Source organism: Paraburkholderia sp. BR10936, assembly GCF_040965735.1.
Lineage (GTDB): Bacteria > Pseudomonadota > Gammaproteobacteria > Burkholderiales > Burkholderiaceae > Paraburkholderia > Paraburkholderia nodosa_A.
The window spans coordinates 220,509-246,099 of the sequence record NZ_JBFRCM010000003.1 but is presented as its reverse complement, the minus strand read 5'-3'; the positions used below and the strand labels follow the sequence as shown (position 1 = coordinate 246,099).

Annotated in this window: 30 protein-coding genes; 15 read left to right on the top strand and 15 right to left on the bottom strand. The window is 66.7% G+C overall.

From position 1 onward, the window contains the following. The first annotated feature begins 280 nt into the window (after nt 1-280). From mnmE to AB4Y36_RS07615, 5 genes are all read left to right on the top strand, one after another. On the top strand, nt 281-1,681 hold the full coding sequence (gene mnmE / locus AB4Y36_RS07635) for a tRNA uridine-5-carboxymethylaminomethyl(34) synthesis GTPase MnmE (RefSeq protein WP_368618572.1): 1,401 nt from the start codon (nt 281-283) through the stop codon (nt 1,679-1,681). A 158-nt stretch (nt 1,682-1,839) separates the two neighbouring features. Then, nucleotides 1,840-2,151 (top strand): DUF4148 domain-containing protein, encoded by a 312-nt coding sequence (locus AB4Y36_RS07630; protein ID WP_069264556.1) that lies wholly within the window; start codon nt 1,840-1,842, stop codon nt 2,149-2,151. Between the two features lie 425 nt (nt 2,152-2,576). After that, nucleotides 2,577-2,765: a hypothetical protein gene (locus tag AB4Y36_RS07625; RefSeq protein ID WP_254319355.1), complete on the top strand. Its 189-nt coding sequence runs from the start codon at nt 2,577-2,579 to the stop codon at nt 2,763-2,765. Between the two features lie 153 nt (nt 2,766-2,918). Next, a complete protein-coding gene (locus AB4Y36_RS07620; RefSeq protein WP_069264550.1) occupies nt 2,919-3,155 on the top strand; it encodes a hypothetical protein in 237 nt (78 codons plus the stop codon). Nucleotides 3,156-3,406: 251 nt separating this feature from the next. Further along, entirely contained in the window at nt 3,407-4,411 is a 1,005-nt protein-coding gene (locus AB4Y36_RS07615) for a S1C family serine protease (RefSeq protein WP_256094714.1), read from the top strand. 57 nt (nt 4,412-4,468) lie between these two features. Here the strand turns inward: AB4Y36_RS07615 and AB4Y36_RS07610 are convergent, their stop codons facing one another. The 4 genes from AB4Y36_RS07610 to AB4Y36_RS07595 form a co-directional block, all read right to left on the bottom strand. After that, nucleotides 4,469-4,849 carry an ecotin precursor gene (locus AB4Y36_RS07610; RefSeq protein WP_368618571.1) on the bottom strand — a complete coding sequence of 127 codons (381 nt, stop codon included), beginning with the start codon at nt 4,847-4,849 and terminating at the stop codon, nt 4,469-4,471. A 351-nt stretch (nt 4,850-5,200) separates the two neighbouring features. Beyond that, the gene (locus AB4Y36_RS07605; RefSeq protein WP_176732878.1) at nt 5,201-5,365 is read right to left on the bottom strand and encodes a hypothetical protein; all 165 of its coding nucleotides are present in this window, start codon (nt 5,363-5,365) and stop codon (nt 5,201-5,203) included. Nucleotides 5,366-5,572: 207 nt separating this feature from the next. Continuing rightward, complete coding sequence (locus tag AB4Y36_RS07600) at nt 5,573-6,199, bottom strand: LysE family translocator (RefSeq protein WP_368682665.1); 627 nt, start codon at nt 6,197-6,199, stop codon at nt 5,573-5,575. A gap of 160 nt (nt 6,200-6,359) precedes the next feature. Further along, nucleotides 6,360-6,554: a hypothetical protein gene (locus AB4Y36_RS07595; protein ID WP_368682664.1), complete on the bottom strand. Its 195-nt coding sequence runs from the start codon at nt 6,552-6,554 to the stop codon at nt 6,360-6,362. A 139-nt stretch (nt 6,555-6,693) separates the two neighbouring features. Here AB4Y36_RS07595 and sap1 point away from each other — a divergent pair, with 139 nt between their 5' ends. Further along, nucleotides 6,694-7,035 carry a surface attachment protein Sap1 gene (gene sap1, locus AB4Y36_RS07590; RefSeq protein ID WP_368682663.1) on the top strand — a complete coding sequence of 114 codons (342 nt, stop codon included), beginning with the start codon at nt 6,694-6,696 and terminating at the stop codon, nt 7,033-7,035. Between the two features lie 202 nt (nt 7,036-7,237). Next, nucleotides 7,238-7,792 carry a YaeQ family protein gene (locus AB4Y36_RS07585; protein WP_368682662.1) on the top strand — a complete coding sequence of 185 codons (555 nt, stop codon included), beginning with the start codon at nt 7,238-7,240 and terminating at the stop codon, nt 7,790-7,792. Nucleotides 7,793-7,809: 17 nt separating this feature from the next. Here AB4Y36_RS07585 and AB4Y36_RS07580 read toward each other — a convergent pair whose 3' ends face one another. Continuing rightward, nucleotides 7,810-8,220 carry a VOC family protein gene (locus AB4Y36_RS07580; RefSeq protein WP_069264534.1) on the bottom strand — a complete coding sequence of 137 codons (411 nt, stop codon included), beginning with the start codon at nt 8,218-8,220 and terminating at the stop codon, nt 7,810-7,812. Between the two features lie 517 nt (nt 8,221-8,737). Here AB4Y36_RS07580 and ada point away from each other — a divergent pair. The 5 genes from ada to AB4Y36_RS07555 all read left to right on the top strand — a co-directional run bounded on the left by ada (nt 8,738) and on the right by AB4Y36_RS07555 (nt 14,256). Then, on the top strand, nt 8,738-9,898 hold the full coding sequence (ada, locus tag AB4Y36_RS07575) for a bifunctional DNA-binding transcriptional regulator/O6-methylguanine-DNA methyltransferase Ada (protein ID WP_368682661.1): 1,161 nt from the start codon (nt 8,738-8,740) through the stop codon (nt 9,896-9,898). Between the two features lie 5 nt (nt 9,899-9,903). Next, nucleotides 9,904-10,917, top strand: a complete 1,014-nt coding sequence (locus AB4Y36_RS07570; RefSeq protein WP_368682829.1) for a DNA-3-methyladenine glycosylase — start codon at nt 9,904-9,906, stop codon at nt 10,915-10,917. Nucleotides 10,918-11,101: 184 nt separating this feature from the next. Beyond that, complete coding sequence (gene gshA / locus AB4Y36_RS07565; RefSeq protein WP_368682660.1) at nt 11,102-12,724, top strand: glutamate--cysteine ligase; 1,623 nt, start codon at nt 11,102-11,104, stop codon at nt 12,722-12,724. A gap of 220 nt (nt 12,725-12,944) precedes the next feature. Beyond that, entirely contained in the window at nt 12,945-13,427 is a 483-nt protein-coding gene (locus AB4Y36_RS07560) for a hypothetical protein (RefSeq protein WP_368682659.1), read from the top strand. A gap of 121 nt (nt 13,428-13,548) precedes the next feature. Continuing rightward, complete coding sequence (locus AB4Y36_RS07555) at nt 13,549-14,256, top strand: OmpA family protein (protein WP_069264526.1); 708 nt, start codon at nt 13,549-13,551, stop codon at nt 14,254-14,256. 64 nt (nt 14,257-14,320) lie between these two features. On the opposite strand, the gene AB4Y36_RS07550 is transcribed toward AB4Y36_RS07555, so the two are convergent. Next, complete coding sequence (locus tag AB4Y36_RS07550; RefSeq protein WP_368682658.1) at nt 14,321-15,877, bottom strand: DHA2 family efflux MFS transporter permease subunit; 1,557 nt, start codon at nt 15,875-15,877, stop codon at nt 14,321-14,323. 150 nt (nt 15,878-16,027) lie between these two features. Next, entirely contained in the window at nt 16,028-16,552 is a 525-nt protein-coding gene (locus AB4Y36_RS07545; RefSeq protein ID WP_368682657.1) for a MarR family winged helix-turn-helix transcriptional regulator, read from the bottom strand. 228 nt (nt 16,553-16,780) lie between these two features. On the opposite strand from AB4Y36_RS07545, the gene AB4Y36_RS07540 reads away from it, so the two are divergent. Together AB4Y36_RS07540 and AB4Y36_RS07535 are read left to right on the top strand one after the other, a co-directional pair. Continuing rightward, a complete protein-coding gene (locus AB4Y36_RS07540) occupies nt 16,781-17,110 on the top strand; it encodes a hypothetical protein (protein WP_368682656.1) in 330 nt (109 codons plus the stop codon). 161 nt (nt 17,111-17,271) lie between these two features. Further along, nucleotides 17,272-18,867, top strand: coding sequence for an efflux transporter outer membrane subunit (locus AB4Y36_RS07535; RefSeq protein ID WP_368682655.1), 1,596 nt, complete (start codon nt 17,272-17,274; stop codon nt 18,865-18,867). 44 nt (nt 18,868-18,911) lie between these two features. Here AB4Y36_RS07535 and AB4Y36_RS07530 read toward each other — a convergent pair whose 3' ends face one another. From AB4Y36_RS07530 to gspG, 8 genes are read right to left on the bottom strand one after another with little or no spacing between them, the layout of a single operon-like run. Continuing rightward, the gene (locus AB4Y36_RS07530; protein WP_368682654.1) at nt 18,912-19,691 is read right to left on the bottom strand and encodes a type II secretion system protein N; all 780 of its coding nucleotides are present in this window, start codon (nt 19,689-19,691) and stop codon (nt 18,912-18,914) included. Between the two features lie 55 nt (nt 19,692-19,746). Further along, nucleotides 19,747-20,250 (bottom strand): type II secretion system protein M, encoded by a 504-nt coding sequence (locus AB4Y36_RS07525; protein ID WP_368682828.1) that lies wholly within the window; start codon nt 20,248-20,250, stop codon nt 19,747-19,749. An 11-nt stretch (nt 20,251-20,261) separates the two neighbouring features. Then, nucleotides 20,262-21,656, bottom strand: coding sequence for a type II secretion system protein GspL (gene gspL, locus AB4Y36_RS07520; protein WP_368682653.1), 1,395 nt, complete (start codon nt 21,654-21,656; stop codon nt 20,262-20,264). Between the two features lie 34 nt (nt 21,657-21,690). Beyond that, on the bottom strand, nt 21,691-22,821 hold the full coding sequence (gspK, locus tag AB4Y36_RS07515) for a type II secretion system minor pseudopilin GspK (protein WP_368603740.1): 1,131 nt from the start codon (nt 22,819-22,821) through the stop codon (nt 21,691-21,693). Further along, nucleotides 22,818-23,501: a type II secretion system protein J gene (locus AB4Y36_RS07510; protein WP_368682652.1), complete on the bottom strand. Its 684-nt coding sequence runs from the start codon at nt 23,499-23,501 to the stop codon at nt 22,818-22,820. The genes gspK and AB4Y36_RS07510 overlap by 4 nt, the downstream gene beginning before the upstream one ends. Then, nucleotides 23,479-23,907, bottom strand: a complete 429-nt coding sequence (gspI, locus tag AB4Y36_RS07505; protein ID WP_368618589.1) for a type II secretion system minor pseudopilin GspI — start codon at nt 23,905-23,907, stop codon at nt 23,479-23,481. The genes AB4Y36_RS07510 and gspI overlap by 23 nt, the downstream gene beginning before the upstream one ends. Nucleotides 23,908-23,920: 13 nt before the next feature. After that, on the bottom strand, nt 23,921-24,454 hold the full coding sequence (locus tag AB4Y36_RS07500) for a GspH/FimT family pseudopilin (protein ID WP_083245239.1): 534 nt from the start codon (nt 24,452-24,454) through the stop codon (nt 23,921-23,923). 21 nt (nt 24,455-24,475) lie between these two features. After that, nucleotides 24,476-24,940: a type II secretion system major pseudopilin GspG gene (gene gspG, locus AB4Y36_RS07495; RefSeq protein ID WP_069264508.1), complete on the bottom strand. Its 465-nt coding sequence runs from the start codon at nt 24,938-24,940 to the stop codon at nt 24,476-24,478. Between the two features lie 211 nt (nt 24,941-25,151). Here gspG and AB4Y36_RS07490 point away from each other — a divergent pair, with 211 nt between their 5' ends. Continuing rightward, on the top strand, nt 25,152-25,565 hold the full coding sequence (locus AB4Y36_RS07490; protein ID WP_368682651.1) for a hypothetical protein: 414 nt from the start codon (nt 25,152-25,154) through the stop codon (nt 25,563-25,565). The last annotated feature ends 26 nt before the right edge of the window (nt 25,566-25,591 follow it).

Sequence of the window (25,591 nt, the reverse complement as noted above, 5' to 3'; positions counted from 1 at the left end):
TCTGGTTGCCGTATGACTTCGGTCGAGATCTCCCATGAATTCCCGTGGGGCACGAGGTTGACGAGATCCAGCGCCTGAATTATCTGAAATCCGACAGAATTCCTTAAGACTAATCTTAGCTAAATTAAGATAAATCGAGACGGCTCTTAGCTGGGTTTCCAGTCGAAAACGCTCTGTCCGGCGCGTTACAATGCCTCGCGTTTTGCGAGTGCTTGCAAGACCGCAGTGAGTCCCCGCACTCCATCCCGATTCCAGCCCTGCTCTACGGTCCACGCCCATCATGCTCGCCACCGATTCCGATCCCATCGTCGCCATTGCTACCGCGCCCGGACGCGGCGGGATTGGTGTCGTGCGCGTGTCGGCCGGCCGCGCCGGCGCGGGGGCGACCGCTGCGTTGATGCAGGCCCTCACGGGCCAGGACCTGGTTGCGCGCCACGCGAGCTATGTGCCGTTCCTCGACGGCGCCGGCACGGTGCTCGATCGCGGTATCGCGCTGTCGTTCCCCGCGCCGCATTCGTACACCGGCGAGCACGTGCTCGAACTGCAGGGCCACGGCGGCCCGATCGTGCTGCAACTCGTTTTGCAGCGCTGCATCGAGGCCGGCCGCGAGTTCGGGCTGCGCCTTGCGGAACCTGGCGAATTTACGCGACGCGCGTTCCTCAACGACAAACTCGATCTGGCCCAGGCGGAAGCCGTGGCCGACCTGATCGAGGCGAGCACCGAAGCGGCGGCGCGTTCGGCGGGCCGCTCGCTCGACGGCGCGTTCTCGCGCGACATCCACGCGCTCGTGGACGACGTCGTGACGCTGCGCATGCTCGTGGAGGCGACGCTCGATTTCCCCGAGGAAGAGATCGACTTCCTCGAGGCCGCGGACGCCCGCGGCAAGCTCGCACGCATTCGCGCGCAACTCGACCACGTGCTCTCCGAAGCGCGCCAGGGCGCGCTGCTGCGCGAGGGCCTTTCGGTCGTGCTCGCGGGACAACCCAACGTGGGCAAGTCGTCGCTGCTGAACGCGCTGGCAGGCGCGGAGCTCGCGATCGTGACACCCGTTGCCGGCACGACGCGCGACAAGATTTCCCAAACCATCCAGGTCGAAGGCATTCCACTGCATGTGATCGACACGGCAGGTTTGCGCGACACGGAGGACGAGGTCGAAAAGATCGGCATCGAGCGCACGTGGAGCGAGATCGGCCGCGCAGACGTGGTGCTGCATCTGCTCGATGCGCGCACGGGCATGAACGCCGAAGACGAGGTGATCGCCGCGCGCTTTCCCGCCGGTGTGCCGGTCGTGCGCGTGCTCAACAAGACCGACCTGACCGGCGTGCCGCCCGAAGTGGCGCAGCGTCGTGCCGGGAACGGCAGCGAAGTGTGCGAGTTGCGTCTTTCGGCGAAACAGGGCGACGGTGTTGGGCTGCTGCGCGCCGAGTTGCTGCGCATTGCGGGCTGGCAGGCGGATGCGCAGAGCGTCTATCTCGCGCGCGAGCGGCATCTCATCGCGCTGCGCGCGGCGCGCGAGCATCTCGCGCACGCGGCGGCGCACGCCGACCAGAATTCGCAATTGCTCGATCTGTTCGCCGAAGAGCTGCGGCTCGCGCAGGAATCGCTGAATTCGATCACCGGCGAATTCACGTCCGATGACCTGCTGGGCGTGATTTTCAGCCGGTTTTGTATCGGGAAGTAACCCGCAAGCGCGCCCCCGCCCCGCCCGATTCTTCTCCAGCCTGGAACAATCCCTTCGAAGGCCGAGGGTTAACCCTCGGCGGCAATCCTCCTAGACTTTCGCTCATCGGATGCAGACACGTTGTCGCACCGAATCAAAAGCCAAAGGAGGTAGTCAGCATGAAGTCCCTGATCCAGACCGTAGCCGTTGCCGTTGCACTCGTAGTGCCGATGGCATCGTTCGCGCAATCGAATGCGCCCGTCACGCGCGCCCAGGTGCGCGCCGAGCTCGAACAGCTCGCGAAGGCGGGCTGGCATCCTGGCGCAGGAGCGGACCCGCACTACCCCGACGATCTTCTCGCAGCCGAAGCCAAGGTAGCCGCCGCGAACGGCGCAACGAGCGGCTATGGCGGCGTGGCAGCCGGCAACTCGGATGCAGGCCGCCCGGCGGTGCCGAAGGCCGACTGGAACGCGATGTATAACCATCCGTAACAAGGCAATACTGCTGAAACGCCTGCGAAGATCCCGCGCAGGCGTTTCGCATAGCTAAACGAATACCTCCGCCGTCGTTGACGCGACGGCTTCGCTCGGGCCTTCGGGCCTGGGCGCTTTTTCCAGCGATCGTCGATCAAACTGGCGACGCTGTTCAAACGCGAAGCTTGTTCAGCCTCATCTCTGCGCACTACGAGTTAACTGCCGGGTCATTTAATTCGTAGTGCGATCAATCAAGAATCCCACTAGCGGGCGATTGTTTTGCGCTGGCTTCAACGCTTGTGCTCGCTAACGCGCCCTTCTCTGCCTCCACGAACGCCCAGCGCCCGCTGCGTGCGGCTGTAATTTGTGGACACACATCGTTGCTTTTCCAAACCCTTGCCGCATCGTGGCTCGTCGACAATCAGTGGCATAGGAGAACGACGATGAAAACACTCTTCTGCGTAATTGCTCTGGCTGGCTTGTCGGCCGGCCTCACGGGTTGTGTGGTGGCGCCGCCTTACGCGTACGCGCCTGCGCCGGCCTACGGCTACGCGCCGGGCTACTATGCGGCGCCGTCGGTGGATATCGGGGTTGGCGTGGGCGGCTATTACGGCCACGGCTGGCGACGTTAAGGGGACCGTAACAAGCCGTCTGAAAGGTTGACGTCCGACCTTTGAGTTTGACCTATCCGATGTGATAGCTGGACACGCGCCGCCGCCGAACTAAAGTGGCGAGACACGTCTTCACAAGACAACGAGGCGTTGGACCAGCGCACGGGGGCACTCATGAGATTCATCGACGAAGAGATCGCGCATATCATGCGCGCGACGGCTCCCTCGTTATCCGCCGGCACGACGCCGGCCGTCTTTTCATTCGATTACTGGTACAAGCGCCTTTGCACGCTGCTCGACCTCGCCCAGATTACGCCGTCCCAGTTCCGCACGGTCGACGCGCTCATGGTCGAGCTCGAAGCGCGTCGGGCTGCGACCGGCGCGGCGGTGCGCGAGGCGCTGGCCGCCTGACTCCCGAGTTTGCTTCGCGAGCGCCCGGCGCCGCGAATTCCCGCTTAACCTCGCCATGTCACCCGAGCATGGATTAGCCCGCGCGAGCGGGCTTTTTTCTTTTGCGAAGCGCTCGCCAGCGGGCTGGCAGCCGCAGTCAAGAGCTTGACGATTCGGCCGGCCCGGCGCCCGCTCTTGAAAACGTCGCGCGCCCCCTGCATGTAGAGCCCACTTTTTCGGAGATTCAGATCGTGGGCAGACGACCTTCCTTCATTGACGATCTGGCTCGCGGCGTCCCTTCCGACGGCGCGGGCCAGCGCCCGGGCTTCGATGACGACGTGCTCCTCGACGCCTATTCGCGGACCGTGATCGGCGCGCTGGAGCGCGTGCAGCCCGCCGTCGCGCATATTGCCGTCGAGCGCCGCGCATCGGGCCAGGCGCCTGCGCGCGGCGGTAGCGGCTCGGGCTTCCTGTTCACGCCGGACGGCTACTTGCTGACGAACAGCCACGTCGTGCATGGCGCAAGCAAGCTGAGTGTGACGCTTGCGGACGGCACGACACAAAGCGCCGACCTTGTCGGCGACGACCCGAGCACGGATCTCGCCGTGCTGCGTATCGGCGCGGCAGAGGCGCTGCCGCACGCGCAGCTCGGCGACTCGGCGGGCCTGCGCGTCGGGCAGATCGCCATCGCCGTAGGCAGCCCGCTCGGCCTCGCGCAAACGGTGACGACGGGCGTGGTGTCGGCGCTCGGGCGCTCGCTGCGTTCGGAATCCGGCCGCATGATCTACGACGTGATCCAGACCGACGCCGCGCTCAATCCGGGCAACTCGGGCGGTCCGCTCATCAATTCGGCGGGTCAGGTGATCGGCGTGAATACCGCAATCATTCCGGGCGCGCAGGCCATCTGCTTCGCCACGGCCATCGACACGGCAAAGTGGGTCATCACGCAACTCTTCGCACACGGCCGGGTGCGGCGCGCCTATATCGGCATTGCCGGCACCACGGTGCCGATCGCACGCAAGGTGCAGCGCTACTTCAGCCTGAGCGCGACGACCGGCGTGCGGGTGATGGAGATCGTCAAGGGCAGTCCTGCTGCGCTCGGCGGCCTGCGCGTGGACGACACGATCGTGACGATCGACGGCGTGCCGGTCGACGGTATCGACACGCTGCAGCGTCTCTTCGACGTTTCGCGCATTGATCGCACAGTGGAAATCGGTGTGATCCGCTTGACGCAGCGGCTCAACCTGAGCGTGACGCCCGTCGAGCAGACGAGCTAGACGCGGGAAACCACCGAAGTGATGGGCGGCGCGCCGTGGCGTGCGCCGCTTGAAGCATTACCAGCCGCTGCCAGGCTGAGCATAAACCGGCTGTTGTCCGTAGCCGGGTTGCGCGTAGCCGTCGTCATATTGCGGCGGAGGCGGCGCGGGCTGGGCTGGCGCGCAGGGCACGTAGCGGCCCGAATACTGGTCGTAACACGCCGCGCCGGCCGGGGAGGCGGCATAGACCGGCGCCGGCTCGGCATACACGGGCGCAGGCTGCACATAGGCCGGCTGAGCCGGGTAGGCCACCGCCGGGCCGCTGTTGAGCACGGCGCCCACTGCGGCGCCAATCAACGCGCCGCCAACCAGCGCACCCACGACGTCACCGCCATGATCGTGCGCGCTCGCGGGGCCAGCCGCCACCGCACACCCCCCCAGCACCAAAACGGCTGCCATCTTTCGCATGTCGTTCTCCCTGAGAACCTTTGAAAACATGCGAGCGATTGTCAGCCTGATTGCTGGATACAGGTGCTGCAAGTGGTAACGCTGAATTACGGAGGTGTGGCTTGCCAGCGCGCGCTGGCCGGGAGTGATTCCCGTCAGCGTGCGTGCTCGCCGTGCGCGTCTGCCTCGTGCGTGCGCGGCGTGCTACCGCGCTGCCCGGCAAACGGACAGAGAAGGGTGAGCGCGACGGACAGCACCATCTGCACGAACAAGGCGACGAAGTACGATCCAGGAGAACTCGAAATCCACGAGTGCCACCCATGTGTGCTTCGGCGTGTTCATCCGCGCGATGCGTGCTCCCGCTCAGTGATGCAGAAGGCTGCGTAGCGGATGACGCCAGTCCATATGATGTCCGTCTCCCGCTTCTACGCGCTGTCGATGCTCCTCGAGGATTTCGTCGGAAAACAGGAAGACGACAATGACAAGGGGAATCACCAGAAACGCGCCCAGTATTACGTGCTCGATCACGATTACCTCCTGGTTGTCAAGCGGTTTGCAATTGCATTGTAGCCAAGACGCGACAGTTTGCACATTGGGCGCGCACCGAAGCTTGAAAACAATGTTCGCCAACCATCACAACCCGCGCTGAGCAGCCTGCGTGCCCGGATCACAGCCCGCTTCGCGGGGCTCGGGGTGGGCCCCGCATCCCGGTCGCCGTCGATCCGCATGCGCCGCTTATGCCGCCGCCTTTTTCCACGCGGCGGCAAAGAGCCCGGAGCCGATGAGCAGCGTGCCGCCCGTACGATTGACGACGCGCTGCACGCGCGGGCTGCGCACGACCTTGCGCGCGGCCGCTGCGAGCAGCGCATAGACGAGCGCGTTGAGCGTCGCGAGCACGAGGAAGGTGGCTTCGAACACGACGATCTGCGATGTCATGGCCGCATGCGGATCGATGAACTGCGGCACGAAGGCGACGAAGAAAATGATGCTCTTCGGGTTGAGCGCGGTAACCGCGTAGGCATGCGCGAAGATGCGGCCGGTGCGCGTCTCGGAGGTGTCCGGTGCGTCGCCAACGCCGACGGGCGCGCGCCAGAGCTTCACGCCCAGATAGATCAGATAGGCGGCGCCAATCCATTTGAGCACCGAGAACAGCGTGGCGGACGCCGCGAGGATCACGCCGAGTCCGAGCATGGAAGCGGTCATCGCCGTGAAGTCGCCGAGCGCGACGCCGGCCGTGGTTGCGAGCGCGTAACGGCGGCCGTGGCCAAGCGCGTAGGAGACGACCAGCAGCACGGTGGGGCCGGGAATGGCAACGAGAATGGCCGACGCGATCGCGAACGGTAGCCAGTGAGCGAAAGTCATGGGGTTCCTCCATTGGGAAGCCCGATTTATCCACGAACTTTTGCCGTATGCAAGCGCGGCGCGCGGCTTCGTTTCAAGAGCCTCATGGAGCGGCTGGCATTCTTTTTATTCTGTCGCCAATCCATTAATGAGCGCGCGCCCGATGGGCGCTCGCGCGACTTTAGGTGCAATGCGTCATGGGCGCGCGGCGATCTATTAAATCGTTTAAATCAAAAGCGGATTCGATTTTCGTATTCTGGCTATAACCGCCCGCGCCTTGTTGGATAAGGCGCAGGACGATGTAATCGATGCTTCGGAGTGCTGCTGGACGCCCCTCAGCGCCAGGCTCGATGGCATTAGCGGTGCTCGACGTCATGCTGCAAGCCTCCGCGGCTGTTGCGAACGCACACAAGTCGGGCTTGCAGTCTTTCGGCAGTTTTCTATTCTTAAAAACGCGGGTGAGGCATGAGAGTTAAATACATAGCTAACGTGAGCAAGACCCGCAGGAGGCAATCATGAAAAGGGGATCCGGTATCGTCGTCGCGGCTGCCAGCCTGGCTTGCGTCGTCGCGGTTCAGGCTCAGGATGTAAGCGTCAAGCCGCAGCAAACGGTGCAGCTCAAGCCGGGCTCCTATGGGTGCCTCACGAAAGACAAGCTCGACGCCGTCGCGCTTCACGAGCAGGCCGGCGAGCATCAGCAGATGCAGGAATACTTCACGGGATTCCAGTGTCTGTCCACACCCGACAACCAGTCGTTCCGCGTCGTACAGGTGGTGGGCCACGACGTCGAATTCGTCAACGCGGCGAATGGCGACCAGCAAGGCCTCTGGACCACGGACCGCTTCATCAAGCAGTAAGGCCGTCTCTCCCAACGCGCCGCTCGACACGGCCCGACGCACGCGCGTCGCGCGCCGCTGTCAAATCCCCGTCACTTTCTCGTCAGACCATCCGCATTGCGTCGCGCGCCGTATCGACGCGCGCTGCGCGTCCACTCGACCGGCACATGGCTTGCTAGAAACTTCGCTATCATGTGCGGCTTTCGCGCGACCGGAATTCGGTATGGCACTCAAATCGACCATTTACAAGGCAGAACTGCAGATCGCGGACATGGACCGGCACTATTACGCCGACCATGCGCTCACGATCGCGCGCCATCCGTCCGAAACCGATGACCGCATGATGGTCCGCATCGCGGCGTTCGCGCTGTTTGCGGGCGAGCGGCTCGAATTCTGCAAGGGCCTGTCCGATACGGACGAGCCCGATCTCTGGCGCAAGGACTACACGGGCGCGATCGAAACGTGGATCGAGGTCGGGCAGCCCGACGAGCGCCGCATTGCCAAGGCGAGCGGGCGTGCAAGCGAGGTCATCGTGATCGCCTACGGCGGGCGCACCTCCGACATCTGGTGGCAAGGCGTGCGCAACAAGGTCGAGCGCCTGCGCAACGTGACGGTCTGGTCGCTGGGCGAGGGCGTTGCCGCGTCGCTCGGCGCGCTGGCCGAGCGCACCATGCGCCTGCAATGCACGGTGCAGGACGGTGCGGCGTGGATCGGCAATTCGAGTGCTGAGCCAGTGGCTGTCGAATGGAGCGTGTTCAAGGCGCCCGAGAACGTCTGAAAGCAGGCTGCGCGCCCTCAAGCGTGCGGCGGCCCCTTGAGTTCCACCATGTTGCCTTCCGGGTCGAACAGATACAGCGACGGCCCCAAACCCTCCGCCCCATAGCGCTCGACGGCATGGCCGGGACGCGCGCCATGCTGCGTCAGATGCGACGTGAGCGCCTCGGCGTCGAACGGCTCCACGCGCAGACAAAGATGATCCATGTTGCCGCTCGCGCCGGCAGGCGCTGCGCCGGAACCCCGGTCGAGCGGGCCGCCGATCGTCACGAGATCGATCAGCGAGCGTCCCGCGCGCAACTGCACGAGGCCGAGATCGCGCTGTTCACGCTCCGGCTCGCAACCGAGTACTTCGCAATAGAAACGCGTCATGGCGGCCATGTCGGCGGCCCGGATAACGACGTGATCGATCTCGCGAATCTGGATCCGCATGGCGTCCTCGAGGTCGTGCTGGGATTCTCATGATGAACCTGTGGACGCGGGGCTGCGCAGAAGGCGCGCATTTCACCGAGCCGCGCCAACCGGAATCGGCCGCAGCAGGGCGGCAGCAGAACAGTGGGAACCGGCGGAAAATAGCTTTGGGCGCTGCGGCCGGGGAAACGCGGGACGAAAAAAAGCCCGCTGCAGTGAGCGGGCTTAATCCATATCAGGAGGAGACATGGAGGAGACAGGAACGACTATACCGAGTCGGCTGTCGCGACGCAACAACTTTTTAAGGGAAAACCCGCAAAGTTGTCATTTTGTCGCACGGGAATCGGCAAGACGCCACCAGGGATTCACCGAAGGCCATAAAAGTACGCGATCAGGCGCGCCTTCACGGCCCATGTCGACCGCAATGACAGCGCAAGATCCGGCGCGCCTTCGTCCGTACGCGAAGTTAGAGTAAGGGCATACAGACAGGCACTTCGAGGAGCCTCAAATGAGCGCCGTCCCTGCAATGAAACCAGCGATGAAACCCGCCAAACCGAGCCAGACGCCAGACAGCGAGTGGACGAACGACGCCGACCGCTGGCAAGCCGTCACGTCGCGCGACGCCCGCGCCGACGGCGCGTTCTTCTACGCCGTGCGCACCACCGGCGTGTTCTGCCGCCCGTCGTGCGCGTCGCGGCTGCCTCGGCACGAGAACATCGAATTCTTCGCCGAGGCCGACGACGCGCGCGCCGCCGGCTATCGCGAATGCAAGCGCTGCCGCCCGGGCGGCCTGCCGCGCGAGCTGGAAATCGTGCGGCGCGCCTGTGCGGCGCTGGACGCCGACCCGCAAGAGCGGCTCACGCTCGCGCAGCTCGGCGAAGCCGTGCACCTGAGTCCGTTTCACCTCCAGCGCCTCTTCAAGCGCGTGCTGGGCGTCTCGCCGCGCCAATACCAGGCGGCGCGGCGCGGGGCCGTGCTGCGCGACGCGCTCGGCGAGGGCGCCGACGTCACGCGCGCAAGCGCCGACGCGGGTTTCGGTTCGTCGTCGCGGCTCTATCACAGCGTGCCGGGCGAGCTCGGCATGGCGCCTTCCGCCTATCGTCGCAAGGGCGCGGGGCTGACGATCCACTATGCCGCCACGCCCACGCCGATCGGCTTCGTGCTCATCGCGGCAACGGAAAAGGGCATTTGCCGGATCGCGTTCGGCGACGATGCCGCGACACTCACCGCCGCACTCACGGCCGATTTCGCGAACGCGCAGTGCATCGAGGACAAGGCCGCGATCGCGCCGTTTGCCGCGCAGATCGACGCGTATCTGCACGGCCGGCGCGAGCGTTTCGATCTGCCGCTCGACATTGCCGCGACGGCGTTCCAGCAGCGCGTCTGGGACGCACTCCAGCGCATTCCCTACGGCGAGACGCGCAGCTACTCGCAGATCGCCGAAACGCTCGGCGCGCCGCGCGCGGTGCGGGCCGTGGCGAGTGCGTGCGCGTCGAATCCGGTGGCGCTGGCGATTCCGTGCCATCGCGTCGTGCAGAAGGGCGGCTCGCTCGCCGGTTATCGCTGGGGGCTCGAGCGCAAGGCGGCGCTGCTCGACAGCGAAGCACGCGCATCGCAAGGTGCGCAAAACGGTGCGAAAAACCCGAAAAGCAGCCGTTCGGCCCCGAACCGCGCCGACACGCCGGAGACCGCCACTTGAGCGCCATTGCCTCGCAAACCGAAGCACAAACCAGCGCGCCGAAGCACAGCGCCACACTCGAGCTGCCGTTTCGCGCGCCCTACGACTGGCCCCGCGTGCTGCGCTTCTTCAGCGGGCGCGCCACACCGGGCGTCGAAGCGGTGGAGGACGGCGCGTGGCTGCGCGCGATCGATTTCAATGGCGCGAGCGGCACGCTCGCCGTGCGCCGTCACGCGCGCAAGCATTGCCTCGTCGTGCAGATCGACGGACCCGTGAGCGCGCATGCGGCGGCGCTCGCCGCGCCGCTGTCGCGCATGTTCGACCTGCAGGCCGATCCCGCCGCCGTCGCCGCGCATCTGCGCAGCGACCCGTGGCTCGCGCCGCTCGTCGCAGCCGTGCCGGGGCTGCGCGTACCGGGCGCGTGGTCTGGCTTCGAGCTCGTGGTGCGCGCGATCGTCGGTCAGCAGGTCAGCGTGAAAGCGGCGACGACGATCATCGGGCGCCTCGTCGAACGCGTGGGCAAGCGCATCGACGACCATGCCCACGCGCGCACTGCGTGGCGCTTTCCCACGCCCGCCGCGCTCGCCGCCGCCGATCTCGCGGGCATCGGCATGCCGGGCAAGCGCGTCGCCGCGCTGCAGGGCTTCGCGCAGGCCGTGGCGAGCGGCGCGGTGATCATCGAACGCGACTACGCGCAGAACGATCAGGAGAAGCCGCGCGGCACGCGTCAAAACAGACAAATCGACGCGCTCGCACCGGAACCCGCCAATCTCGACACCATGCGCGCGGGACTGCTCGCGTTGCCCGGCATCGGACCGTGGACCGTGGAATACGTCGCGATGCGCGCGTGGCGCGATGCGAACGCGTGGCCCGCAACCGATCTCGTGCTGATGCAGGCCATCGCGGCGCGTGACCCGGCGCTCGTGCGCGCGACCCAACAGCGCGCCCGCACTGACACATGGAGCCCCTGGCGCGCCTACGCGGCCATGCATTTGTGGAACGAAATCGCCGATCGCGCGGGCGCGGCGCGCGGCGGCTAGGGCAGCGCCGGAAAGGCGCGCCATCACCGCGAGAAGCGCGCGCCGACGGGCCAAAACCCCGCCCGAGGCAGGCCCAAGCAGGTCTTTCGGCGAGATGTTAAAGTGCCCGCTACCGAAAAGAATCCCGGCCGGCGAGCGCGCGCCGCACAGCACTGCGCCGCCGGCCCGAGCCCGACTTGCCTCAATGTCAGACACGACCTCTACACGCACGAACGACGTTCTCGCACAGCGCCTTTCCGTGCTGGGCGACGGGCCACATCGCGGCGCGCTCACGCGCGGCCTGCGCGGCATCGAGAAGGAGAGCCTGCGCGTGACGCGCGACGGCCGTCTCGCCATGACGCCGCACGCGGCAGCGCTCGGTTCGGCGCTCACGCATCCGTCGCTGACCACCGACTATTCGGAAGCGCTGATCGAGATCATCACGTCTGCCGAGCCCGATGCCTCGATCACGCTTGCGCAACTCGACGAGCTGCACCGCTACGTCTATGCGGTACTCGCGCGTGACGGCGAGATGCTCTGGAACGAATCGATGCCGGGCCTCCTGCCCGACACCGACGACGGCATCCCCATCGCGCGCTATGGCAACTCGAATATCGGCCGCCTCAAGTACGTGTACCGCATGGGCCTCGCGCTGCGCTACGGCCGCACGATGCAGTGCATTGCCGGCATCCACTACAACTACTCGCTGAGCGAAGAGGTGTGGCGCGTGCTGCATGCGCATCATCAGTCCACGGCCTCGCTCACCGACTATCAATCGGAGCGCTACCTCGCGCTGATCCGCAATTTTCGCCGCACGAACTGGCTGCTCATGTACCTGTTCGGCGCCTCGCCCGCGCTCGACGCGCGCTTCCTGCGCGGCCGCGAGCACAAGCTCGAAACGTTCGACGCCGACACGCTCTATCTGCCGTATGCGACGAGCCTGCGCATGAGCGATCTCGGCTACTCGAACACGACGGGCCAGTCCGCCTTGCGCGCCGACTACGACACATTGGCAGGCTATCTCGACGCGCTCGCGCAGGCCGTGAGCCAGCCGTATCCGCCCTACGAGGCGATCGGCACGCATCGCGACGGCGAGTGGGTGCAGATCAACACGAACGTGCTGCAGATCGAGAACGAGTTCTACTCAACGATCCGCCCCAAGCGCGTGACGCATCCGGGCGAGCGGCCTCTGCATGCGCTTGCCGCGCGCGGCGTGCAGTACGTCGAGGTGCGCTGCATGGACATCGACCCGTTCGAGCCAACCGGCATCTCGCTCGAGACCGCACGGTTTCTCGACGCCTACCTGCTCGCCTGCGCGCTCGATGAAAGCCCTTTCCTGCCTGCCGACGCCTATGCCGAATCGAATGAAAACTTTGGCCTGGTGACGAAGGAAGGGCGCCGCCCGGGTCTCGCGCTCAAGCGCGACGGCAAGGACGTGCCGATGCACGAGTGGGCCGAAGCGCTGTTCGAGAAGATCGGCCACGCAGCCGCCGTACTCGACGCGGCGCACGGCAGCGACGAACACACGCGATCGCTCGCGACACAGCGCGCGAAGCTGGCCGACCCGTCGCTCACGCCATCGGCGCGCGTGCTGCAAACCATGCGCGATAACACGCAGTCCTTCCTGCAATTTGCACGCGCACAAAGCGAGCACCACGCAGCGCAATTCCTCGCGCGTCCGCTCGACGCCGAGGCCACGGCGGAGTTCGAAACGCTCGCGCGCGAGTCACTCGCGGAGCAGGCGCAACTCGAGCGCGACGAAGTCGGCTCGTTCGACGCGTTCGTCGCCGCCTATCGCGCGTATACGCTCAATCGCTTCAGCGTCTGAGCCGCCGCCGGTGCGCCGCTGCGGCGCGCACTCATCCCATCGAGATTTGTCCCGGGCACCGCATTTGCTCGCAACACCAGCGTGCAGATGCGGTCCAACCAGGGTAGGCGCCGCGTTACCGAAGCGCGCGGATGACGGGCGCGCCGGACGAACGAAGCTGAAAACACCAAAAATGCACGGGCCGCGCGCAATGCGGCTCACTCTGGGAGGAATCCAGGCGATGAAACGAATTCTTGCGATCCTGCTGTGCGCGACGGCTGCGGCCTGCGCGTCGCGCGGGCAGGTCAATCCCGACGTCATGCAGATCGCGACCGCACCGCTCACCTGTTCGGACAAGACGGAATGCGATCTCTGGTGGCAACGCGCCCTGGACTGGGTGCGCAGTCATTCGAAGTACGAAGTGCAGACCGTGACCGACACGCTGATCCAGACGTCGGGCCCGGGCGGCGGCCGGCGTCTGCTCGCCTATGAAATCACGAAGCAGGCCAACGCCGACGGCACGGCCACGATCGGCTTCGCCGCGCATTGCGACAGTTCGCTCGGCTGCAAGCCCAACCCGTGGTCGGCAGGCGCGGCGTTCAAGCAGTACGTGCGAACCGGCGTCGATGCGCCGATTCCCGGCGATACGACCACAGGCGCAGGTGGCGACACCGCCGGCGTGAGCGGCGCGGCCGTGGCGGAGCCGGCTTCGAGCGCGCATTGATCGGCGCATGGCCGATTTGGGCATTGTCTGATTGAGGGAGGGGTTGAGGAACCCGTATCTTGGGCTGGTTTCGGCCCGTGTGGTCTGGGCCGTTCATCCTCAACCACCACTCGAATCGACAATGAAACTGCGCTTTCTGTCTGCCAGTGCCGCGGCTGCCGTCATCGCCGCCGCCGCTGGCTGCACTACCGCCTCAGGCCCTACCCACAATCTCGACATCGTCACGCTCGCTAACGGCTCGCAAGCGTATCGCGTGCAATGTCTCGGCCTGTTCGAAAGCTCCAAAACCTGTATGGCCAGGATGAACGAGACCTGCGGCAGCAAGACGCCGCTACGCGTCTCGTCGGTGGATCGCGCCGTTGCCGGCTTCAAACCGGAAGACGACCCGCGTGAAATCACGTTCATCTGCCAGCCGCCGCAGTCGCCGGCACCGGCGCCGGCGCCGATCGGCGAGACGCCGCCCCAGGTTCAGCCGCGCACGATCACGCTGAACGCCGACGCCAACTTCGCGTTCGACAAGGCCGATCTGCTACCCGACGGCAAGCGCAGGCTCGACCGGTTCGTCACGGAAAGCAACGATGTGAACATCGGTACGGTCGTGATCGACGGCCACACCGACTCGGTCGGCTCGAAGGCCTATAACGATCGCCTCTCGGTGCGCCGCGCCGAGTCCGTTCGCCGCTATCTCCAGTCGCGTGGCCTCCACGCCGGCCAGTACGAAGTGCACGGTTACGCCTTCTCGAGGCCGCTTGCGTCGAATGCCACAGCTGAAGGCCGCGCGAAGAACCGTCGCGTCGAGATCCAGACGAGCGGCATCACACAGCGCTAGCAACGCAGCGCATCGCGCACCCGGTCGCCCGCGGCTTCGAGCGGGCGGCCCTTTCGCGGGACCGTCAATGACCCATTGCCGGTCCCGCGCCTTTTTTCGGCTTCGTCACCCACACCAGCAGAGCCAGCACGACAAACATCGCGCAGGAAATGCGGAAGAAGTCGTTGGTGGCCATCATGTAGCCTTGCGTCGTCACGACGTCGTTGAGCTGGGCGGTCAGGCTTTGCCCCGCGAAACCTAGGTTCGCGAGCGCGTCCTTGTAGGCGACGGTGTTCGGCGAAGACTGGGTCACCGATTCCGACAGCACGGCATGGTGATAGATGGCGGCGTCTTCCCAGAACGTCGTACTCGCCGCCGTGCCGATCGCGCCCGAGAGCGTACGCAGAAAATTCGAGAGGCCCGCGGCGCTCGCGAGCCGCTCGTCGGGAATGCTGGAGAGCGTGATGGTCGTCATCGGCACGAAGAAGCACGCCACGCCGATGCCCTGTACGAGGCGCGGCAGGATCACGTGGTCGAACGGCACGTCGAGTGTGAACGTCGAGTTCCAGAGCGAGACGAGCGCGAACACGATAAAGGCGAAGCTCGCGACCATGCGCAGATCGAGCCGGTGCATGTTGCGTCCGATGAGCGGCGAGAGCACGAGCGCGAGCAGGCCCACCGGCGCGGTGGCCAGACCCGCGAGGCCCGCCGTGTAGCCCATGACAGTCTGCAGCCAGAGCGGGAAGATCACCACCGAACCGAAGAAAGCCATGAAGCCGAACGAGATGATCATCGCGCCGAGCGCGAAATTGCGGTCGCGAAAGAGCGAGAGATCGACCACGGGCTCCTTTTCCGTCGCCTCCCACACGAGCATGAACGCGAGCGCGACCACCGCGATGATGGCGAGCGTGACGATGAACGTCGAGTTGAACCAGTCGCGGTCCTTGCCGAGGTCGAGCACCATCTGCAGGCACGACACGCCGATCACGAGGAGCGCGAGGCCCACGGCGTCGATGCGCTGCTTCGTCGTTTTCGTCTCGCGGCCGCGCAGCAGCAGGTACGCGCAGATGCCCGAGAAGAGGCCGATCGGCACGTTGATATAGAAGATCCACGGCCACGTGTAATTGTCCGTGATCCAGCCGCCCATCACCGGTCCGAAGATGGGCGCGACGATCACGGTCATCGCCCAGAGGCCGAGCGCGAGGCCGCGTTTGGCGGGCGGGTAGGAGCGCATGAGGATGGTCTGCGAAAGCGGGACCATCGGCCCGGAAACGAGCCCTTGCACGAGACGGAATGCGATGAGCGTCTCGAAGTTCGTGGCGAAGCCGCAGGCGGCCGAGGCCAGCGTGAACAGCAGCACGGAGAGCGTGAAGAGGCGCACTTCGCCCACGCGGCGCGCGAGCCATCCGGTGAGCGGCACGGCGATCGCCGAGGCGACCGAGTACGACGAGATGACCCACGTGCCTTCGCTGTTGGCGACACCCAGGTTGCCCGAAATGGTCGGTACCGCTACGTTGGCGATCGAGGTGTCGAGCACCTCCAGGAAGGTCCCGAGCGCGAGCCCGACTGTGAGGAGCGCGAGCGTGCCGCCGGAAAACGGTGTGGGTTCGGCCTGCGCGGGCACCGCGGGAGAAGCTGCCATGTTCCGTGTCCTTGGTGAGTCGGCCGTTGCTGCCGCTCCACGGGAGCAGCGCACGCCAGCTTGTTATTGCGTGTCTGTGCATTTTCTGCCCAGACAGTGATTGGATCAAACTACGCCAGGTGTTGCGCTGCCGCGCACCGTGCGCCGTTGCTAGCCGCCGTCTTCCTGCGCCGGCGCTTCTGCGTCCTTGCCGGCGCCGATCATCGATCCGCACAGCGGTGTGGTCGAGCCGTCATTGGCGATGAAGCGTTGCAGCAAATGAATCAGCGTCGCGACTTCTTCGGGCGAGAAGCCGCGTAACTGCTCGGACATCTCCGCGGCAATCAGTTCAGGCAATTGCTGCGCCGCCGCGCGCCCCTGGTCCGTCAATGCGAGTTCCACGACCCGGCGGTCCGCCTGGCTGCGCTGCCGCTCGAGAAAACCCTTTTTCTCCAGCCGGTCGAGCATGCGCGTCATGGAGCCGGTGTCGTACGAGAGCGCGCGTGACATCTCGTTGGGCGTGCTCGCGCGCTCGAACCACAATAAAAGGATCACACCAATTTGCGAGGATGTGAGTCCAAGCGGTGCGACCGCACGGTCGATGCGTCCGGCCAGCACGTTGCGCGCGGTAGAGAGGAAATAGCCGAGACTTGGCTCGACGCCCAGACTCGCCGGGACGAAAGGACCGTCGCTCATGGCAGTTCGCTTTCCAGCATCTCAAAAAACGAGCGGATTATAACGGGTTACTTCGCTGCTCAGGCAGATAAATCAGCTAGCAGGTCGTGGTCGCCTCTGTCGCCGCGATCGGCGCATAAAAACAACAGTCGCATTGATGCGCTGCAAAGTATGTTGTGATTTGATTGCATAGTCAATATTATGACAGGCAACCAGTTTCGTTCTTCTACGTCCACCCGTTTCCGCACCATGCTTTTTCTCATCAACGCGCTTGGCGGCCTTGGCCGCTCCGTCACCGACACCGCCCGCCTCGCTTTCGCGAAGGCCGGTGAGTCGTCGCGCTGGCGCAAGCTCGCGTTGTATGCGGCCATGTTCGCGCTGCCGGGCGGCTCGATCGCGGTGGTGGCCGTGGTGTGGGCGCAGCGCCGGCGCGCGCAGCCCGAACCCGCCGCCGCAAGCGCTGTCATGGCGGCCACGCCCGCGGCCGCAACCGCAGCAATACCGGCAGCGGATGCACCCGCGTGCGGTGGCGGCCAGCTCGCCTGCCGCGCACCGAAGCGCCGCCGTAACGACGCGTAACCTGTGCGTCTCACGCCGTAACACCCGCGAACCCTTCCAACGCGTAAGCTTTCGGATTCCGTGCAGTGACTAGCGTGTGCGCTACCATTGCCGCAACGCGACAACCCCGTGCGCGACCGGCCGCCCGAGCGCGAGCCGGTTGCATCGACAGGAATCCTTGCATGCCTTGCCGTTTCGTCCGCTCCGGCGCGACCACTGGACCCGCCGGGTCTGTGGCGCGCCGCGCGCCCAAGCCGCTTTCCATCCTGACGCTGTGCGCGGCCGCTGCGCTCACCTTCCAGTTGACCGGCTGCGCCGTCGGCCCCGACTATCACCGGCCCAGCGCTGCCGTGCCCGCTTCGTTCAAGGAAGCGCCCGAGGGCTGGAAGGTCGCGCAACCCGCCGATACCACCGACCGCGGCGCCTGGTGGCTGATCTACGACGACGCGCAGCTCAATGCGCTGATGGACCAGCTCAACACCAGCAACCAGACGGTCGCGCAATCTGCCGCCGCCTATCGCCAGGCGCGTGCGCTCGTGGGCGAGGCGCGGGCGGCGTACTTCCCCGTGATCAGCGGCTCGTTCGCCGGCACGCGCTCGTACACGCCCACGCGCGTGGCCAACTCGAGCCGCGGATTGTCGAGCGGCAGCATCAACAACAACGTCAACCTCGGGCTCGACGCCACCTGGGAACCCGATCTCTGGGGCAAGGTGAGCCGTACGGTCAGCTCGCAGGAGGCGAGCCAGCAGGGCGCCGCCGCCGATCTCGCGAACGCGCGCCTGTCGGCCCAGGCCACGCTCGCGCAAACCTACTTCACGTTGCGCTCGCTCGACGCGCAGCAGAAGCTGCTCGACGATACGGTCGTCGCGTACCAGAAGTCGCTGCAGCTCACGCAGAATCAGTACGCCCAGGGCGTGGCGGGCCGCGCCGACGTGATCCAGGCGCAAACCCAGCTGCAATCTGCGCAGGCTTCCGCGATCGACAACGGTGTGGCGCGCGCCCAGGACGAGCATGCGATCGCCGTGCTGGTCGGCCAGCCGGCCTCCACGTTCTCGATCCCGCCGTCGCCGCTCGCCGCCACGCCGCCCACGGTACCGCTCGCCATGCCTTCGGCGCTGCTCGAGCGCCGGCCCGACATCGCCTCGGCCGAGCGCAAGGCGGCCTCCGCCAACGAGCAGATCGGCGTCGCCATCGCGGCGTACTTCCCTACGCTCACGCTGTCCGCGAGTGGCGGCTTCGAAAGCTCGGTGATGTCGCAGCTGCTGCAGCTGCCTTCGCGCTTCTGGACGCTCGGGCCGTCGCTTGCCGGCACGATCTTCGACGCCGGGCTGCGCAAGGCCCAGACCGAGGCCGCGCGCGCCGCCTACGACCAGCAGGTGGCCGCGTACCGGCAAACCGTGCTGGCCGCGTTCCAGGACGTGGAGGACAACCTCGCTTCGCAGCGCATCCTCGGGCAAGAGGTCGGCGTGCAGCAGCAGGCGGTGGAGTCGGCGCAGCATGTGCTCGCGATCGTGACGAACGAGTACAAGGCGGGCACGACCGATTTCCAGAACGTGCTTTCCGCGCAGGCCACGGCCTTTACCGCGCAGCAGAAGCTCGTGAGCATCGGCGGGCAGCGCATGGTGTCGTCGGTGGGGCTCGTGAAGGCGCTGGGCGGCGGCTGGGATGCATCGCAGATGGACCGCGAGACCGGCAGCGTCGCCGCGCCGGCAGTGGTCTCGGCCGCTTCGGCCCCAGCGGCAGCGACGACGGCTACGACGGCCGCCCAGCCGCAGTAAGGCGTATGCGCCCTGCAGGCGGGCGCACGCTCAGACCACGAACCTCAGCGCATGAACGTCAGCGCGACGGTGCCCGGCCCGACCGGCCGGCCCAGCAGATTCAGCAGGCCCGCCAGGTTGTCGCGCTGATCCGGCGCCGCGCTCGCGGTGCCCTGAAACGATGCCGAAGCCCGCGAGAACGAGCCGCGCCCCTCGAGCATCAGCGGTCCTTTTTGCGTCGAGAGCTCGAGCGTCGACGTCGCCCCTTGCGCCTGCAGCACCACCTCATACGTGCCGAGCGGCTTCACGAGCGAAACGCGCGAGCTCATGTCGGCGAGCGAGACGGTCAGTCGTCCGAATGCATCCGTGCCGAACACGCGCCACGGGCTCCACGCGAGCCGCACCTTGCCGTCCAGATCGAGCGTGTTGAAGGGCGCGCCGAGACCCGCGAGCAGCGACGCGGGCACGGCGATCGTGCCCGCGCTCACGTTCGCGCCGCGCAACGACGCATCCACCGTGACCGGGTCGGGCATCGCCTCGGTCTGCAGCATGTCCATGCGTACGCGTGCGACGAACAGCGGCCAGAACGCCGTACGCCAGACGATGCGCCCCGGCAGCAGCGTTGCGCCGCGTGCGTCCTGGCCCGCAGCGAGCATCAGCGTGGCGGAGCCGTGCCAGAGCGAGCCTTCCGGGTCGATCAGGTTCACGTGCCCCTGAGTCGCGCGCGCGAACTGCGGCGCGATCCAGGCCGCGGGCAGGCGGGCGAGCAACACCACAGCGCTCGACAGCACGCCCACGATCAGCCAGGGCAACGCGGCGCGCAGGCGCCGCATCCAGTAACTCATTGCGTATTTCTCCGGCGATTCTCATTGCGCGCTTTTCGATGCGCGCTTTTTCTTCTTAATGCGTATTCGCCGGTTGCAGCGAGGCCGTCAAATCGACCTGGCCATCGGCCTTCAGCGCGGTGATGTGCGCCTCGACCACCTGCACCTTGAACTGCTTGCGCACGTCGTCGAGCCACGCGGCCCACGCCGGAAACGACGCGTTCTTCATCTGCACCTGCACTGTCGTGCCGATCAGCTGAATCTGCGCGCCCGTGAGCGAGTGATCGGCGAGCGAGGCGGTGACCGCGTCCTTGAGCGCCTGGCCCCCCGGCGCCACGCTGGCCGCCGCGCCAGCCAGCGAGCGCGCCTCGTCGGCCTCGGCCGTCATCTGCGCGAGTTCGCGCTGCATGCCGGGCAGGCTCTGACGCAGGCGCGCACGGCCGTCGGCGGCGGGCTGCCACAGCACCGACCAGCCGATCGCCAGCGCAAGCACCGCGCCACCCCACGTGAGCAGCGTCTTTTCGCGCGTCGAGCGCGCCTCCCAGAAGTTCGTCCAGGCCTCGGCCCACGCGCCGCTCATAGCCGTTGTCTTCACGATGCGCTCCTGATGGTCCATTTGCCCGTGCTGGCATCGACCGTGCCCGCCAGGCCGTTGCCCGCGAGGCGTTTCGCGAGATCGGCGTCGACGTTGACGCCTGGCTTGAAGGTCACGTCCAGACGCCGGTCGTGATAGTCGAGGGCCGCGATGCCGTTCGCGGGCACCGGACCGAGCGAGCGCGCGAGGCCGTCGGAGAGCGCGAGGAAGTCGTCGGGCGAGGGCTCGCCCGCGGCCAGGCGCAACTGCTGCAACTGGCGCGCCATCTGCCCGGCGGGATCGAGCACGACGGTCGTCTTCGGGAACGCGTTGAGGAGCAGCTCGGTCATCTGCGCGCTGATCGCGTCGCGCTGGCGCGCCATCATGAGCCACTGGATATTCGCGCCGACGACCGCCACGACGAGCGACGCCGCCACGAGCACGATCGGCACGCGCAGACGGCGCAGCGTCGCGCGGTCGAGCCGCCACGGCTGCGAGGCGAACTCGAACTGGCAGAGGTCGAAGCGGCAGGCGAGCGCGCGGCGCGCGAGCGCCTCGAACGTGAGCGGCTGCGCACCCGGCAACGCGGCGGCCAGCGACGCACGTGCGGCGGCGCTCACGGGCTCGCCCGGCAGATTGGTGAGAACGTAGCCCGAAACCGGCGCGCCGCCGGCGAGCGCCGTGACGGTAGCGGCCACGCTCGCGGCAGGCACCGCGAAGCCCTCGGCGAGCGCGCCGCGCACGATCGCGAGTTCGAGCGCCGCTTGCGCCGTGGCTGCCGCCGGCTCGGGCGCGACGCCGGGCAGCAGCATGGGTGCAGTCGCGACGACATGGCCTAGCACGCATGCGGTCACGGGTTCGGGGGCGGGAGGCGCGGGAGTCCCGGGAGCCGCGGCGCCGGGCGCTGCCCCCGGCTCGGCGGGCTCGGCCGGTTCAGTCACCTGAACCTCCTGAACCGCTTCCACCGCCTGCGCGGCCGGCAGGCAGCGCGCCACCGGCACGGCGCGCAGATTGCGGTGCCCCGCGGCGGTGAAGCCTTCCAGCAGAAAGCGGAACCAGCCGCGATCGATGGCCGCCACCACCTGGCGGCCGTCGGCCAGGCGCTTGGGATCGAGCGCCAGATGGCAGGTCTGCGCATCCTGGATCAGATGATCCTCGACCACGTTCGGCAGCGCCTGACGCAACCGCGGCCCCTTGAGCGGGGGCACCGTAGCGGCGAGCGTGAGCAGGTCGCGCGCGGCGATCATCAGGATGGTGGCCGAGGCCTTCGGCAGCAGCCCGAGCGCCGAACGGCCCGCGCGTTGCGTGTTGCCCGTCTTGTCGAGCAGCACGAACGGCAGTTCCGGCAGCTGCCATTCCTGCGAGTGGACCGCCGGGTCGCGGGGCGGCATGAGGACGATCAGCGTGCTCAAACGCACCTCTTTTCGATGTTGGTCGGGGACGGATTCATGGTTCGTCGCGAACGCGCACGATGCGCGTCGTATGAGTGAGCGGGTCGCGCCAGACTAGCGTCGTGCGGTCCACCTCGGCGCGCTCGTGCTGCACGCGCCCATGGACGAGAAAATAACTCGTGTTGACGTCGATCTGCGTCGTGTCGATCGAGGCCTGCTTTACGCCTACGCCTTCGAGCGCGAGCTGCACGTCGCTCACGTTGCGGAAAAACACGCTCTGGCGACGCGCGACGAGGGCCTGCGCGTTCGACAGGCTCATGCCCGTTACGACGGAGGCGATCACCTCGGCGCTCGCCGTGTTCATGTTCACGGGCGTCACGGTGGGCAGGATCGTCACGAACGGGCGCAGCCGCGCAACGGCGTCGGGCGTGAAGCCGGGCACGTCGAGCAGCGAATCGACGCTCGTCATCAGGAGCGGCGCGACGCCGCTGTTGTTGTCGCTGTCCGAGAGGCCGGGGTTGTCGGTGTAGTTGCCGCCGCCAGTCGAGCCGCCGCCGGCGAGCACCTCGGTTTGCGAGGTGCCGCTCGTCGTGGCGGTTTGCGTCTGGAAGCGCGTTGCGGAGTAGGAGAGGCCCGAGCGCAGGTACACCGCGGTGTTCTTGGCGAGTTGCTGGTCGATGCCGAGAATCTGCAGCAGGCGCGCGAACGCTTCGATTTCGGTCAGGTTCAGCTGCAGCGAGCCCGGCGCGTTGGACGCCACGAGATCGCGCAGATTGAAGCGCGACTGAGCGTCTTCGATCGAGCCCGAGAGCCAGGTGTCCGTGCCCTGTTGCGCGCGCGCCTCGCCGATCTGGCCGAGAAAGTCGGACAGGCGCGTCCTCGCGAGCGGCACGCCCCACGCGCCGCCCAGATACGTGATGCCCGCCGACGTATCCGCTTCGGAGCGCAGCACGAGGCGCGTCCAGTCGAGCGAGGCGCGCGCGATCCACTGCGCCTGCGCGAGCAGACGCTGATTCTCGATGCGGCGCAATTGCACCTGCTGGCGCCACAACATGCCCGCGACGAGGATCGCCGACAGCGCCACGACGAGCAGCGCGCTGATGATGGCCGCGCCGCGCCGTGCGCGCGTAGAGCGGCCGAATCGTCCGGTTCGCCGAGTGGAGGTTCGTTGTGTACGCAACGTCATTCCCCCACCATGAATACGCGGGCCACCGGCCGCTCGAGCGAATGCGAACCCACGCTCACCTGCACGCCCGTCACCGCGCGCGGCAACGGGGCGTTGCCGAGCTGCGGCACCTTGAGATCGTTGTTGTAGCCGCTTACCTGCGAGCGCACGTCCTGCATGTTCGCCGTCCAGCCTGTCTTCGGCACGTACAGGCGCGCGTTGATGACGTCCACGCCGCTCATCATCGGCAACGCGCCCCAGTTGTCGCCTTCGCCGCCGCGCAGCGCGCGCCGCAGCTCGCCGAGATTGGCAAGCGGGGGCGACGCATAGCGCACCACCTGGCCGCCCGACACGCGGTAACGCACCACTTGCATTCGCGGCGCGGCGCCCGGCGGCACCGCGAACGCGCGCACGACCTGCAGCGCGCCGCCGTCGAGCGAGATCGCGACGCCGCCCGCTTCGTCATCGGAGGTCGCCGCGCGCAAGTCGATGCGCATCTGGTCGAACATCTGCGCGAACACGCGTTCCTCAGCCATCGAGCGCGTGATGGTTTCGCGCCCGCGCACGATTTCGTCGAGGCCGCGCCACGAGAGGATCGCGACCACGGCCATGATGGCGATCGCCACGAGCAGCTCGATCAGCGTGAAGCCGCGCGCTGACGCGGCGACGCGCGCGCGGTCACAACGAGCGGTTCGTCTCATTGGCGAGCACCGTGACGAGTTGCGCGAGATTGCCGGAACGGCCGGGCGTCGTCACCGACACCTCCACGCGCCGGAAGACGGGGTTGGGCGTCGTCGCGACCTGCTGCGTGCAGGTCAGCCGCAGATTGCCCTGCGAGCAGTCGAAGCTGCTCTCGCCAAGGTCCGGCCACGCGTGCGCGAGACGCAGTTGCGCAAGCGTGTTGTCCGCACTCCAGCCCGCGAGCAGGCGGTCGTGCAGATCAGCCTCGCTCGCGGCGAGACTGCCGACAGCGCGCAACGACGCGGCCAGCGCAATTGCGATGATTGCGAGCGCAACCAATACCTCGATCATCGTGAAACCGCGCTCGCGCAGCGGGCGAGCCGGACGATTCACGCGGGCACCGTGGCCGCGCTTTCCCCCACGCATCGAGCGCCGCATCTCAGCGCACCTCGAAGCGGCCAGTGCCGGTGCCGACGATCGTCGCCTGGCCGGCTGCCGAGAAGAGCGTGACCTGCACCGGCACGTCCACGGCTTCCGTGCCGAAAATGAGCCGGTTGGCCTGCGTGTCGTCGCTGCCGGGGTAGGTGATCGCCACGCCGGTCACGCCGCCTTCCCAGTTGCGCGGGCCGAGCAGATCGTCGCGCAGCGGACGCCAGCCGTCCTCGGTATGGACGTCGAAGCGAAACCCGCCCGCGAGCGGCTGCCATGCAATGGGCCGGGCACGCACCTGTGCCTCGTCGCCGGCCGATTCGAACAGGAGCGCGAGCCGCTGCGCTTCTTCGTTCAGGTCGGTGCGCGGATTGCGCGTGAGCGTGAGCGAAGCGAGCGAGATGAGAATCCCCGCGATCAGCAGCACCACGAGCATTTCGAGCAGCGTGAAGCCCGCCGCGCGCGAACGCATGCCCGCGCGCGAATTGCGCGCGGTGCGTGTCGATCGGCGGTCCCGGCAAGGGACGAGGCGGCTCGGTTGCATGGCTACGCCGTGGCGGACGACTTACTGCCAGGACCCGACGTCGGCGTCGTTGCCCTCGCCGCCGGGTTTGCCATCGGCGCCGTAGCTGAATACGTCGATCTCGCCGTGCACGCCCGGGTTCAGGTATTGGTACGCGTTGCCCCACGGGTCGTTGGGCAGACGCTCCAGATAGCCGCCGTCCTTCCAGTTGTTCGGCACGGGCTCGGTGGTCGGCTTTTGCACCAGCGCCTGCAGCCCCTGGTCCTGGGTCGGATAGCGGCCGTTGTCGAGGCGATAAAGCTTCATCGCCTGCATGATCGTGCCGATGTCCTGGCGCGCGGCGACGCGGCGCGCTTCATCGGGACGGCTCATGATCTTCGGCACGATCAACGCGGCCAGAATGCCGAGAATCGCGATCACGACCATGATTTCGATGAGCGTGAAGCCGCGTTGGCGGCGCGCGCGCGTGACTTCGATTTCGGCACGGCGTTTGGCCCACATGGACATGAGTTCTTTCCTCCCTCGCTAGATATGGTTGCGGTGCACGCCTGTGCGCCGCGCTTCGTCTCGCCTGCGATCGGACCCGCCGCTTGTATCGGCCGTGTCCTCGCACGCATGACGGGTCATTGTAATGTCACACGATGACGCCTTTCCGACGCCTTGCGGGCATGGCAAACGCGTACATCAAAAATTTCATAAACCTTCGTACAATGAGCGCATGAGCCCACTGCAAATCCGCCTTCTTTCCCTCGCCGCGTTTGCGGTGTTCTGCGCCACGGCCACGTGGTGGACGATCACCCTCGCCACGAACCGCGCGGCGCCGGTGCAGGCCGCCGCGGCCCGGGTGCCGGTTTCGCTCGATCAGGCCGGCACGCTGTTCGGCGGCAGACTCGAGCGCAACCCGGTGCAGGACATTCACCTGTTCGGCATCCTCTCGCTCGCGCAGGGCGCAGCGGCCATCGTCAGCGTGGGCGGCGAACCCCCGCGGGCCATTTCGCTCGGCGGCCCGATCGACCAGAACTCCAAACTCTTCGAAGTGCGCCCCCGCTCGATCCTCATCGACCGCCACGGCGTGCACTCCGAAATCTTCCTGCCGCCCAACGCAGCCGGTCCCACCATCTACATGCGCTGAGTTCGGCGCGCCCGGCCTCCCGCGAC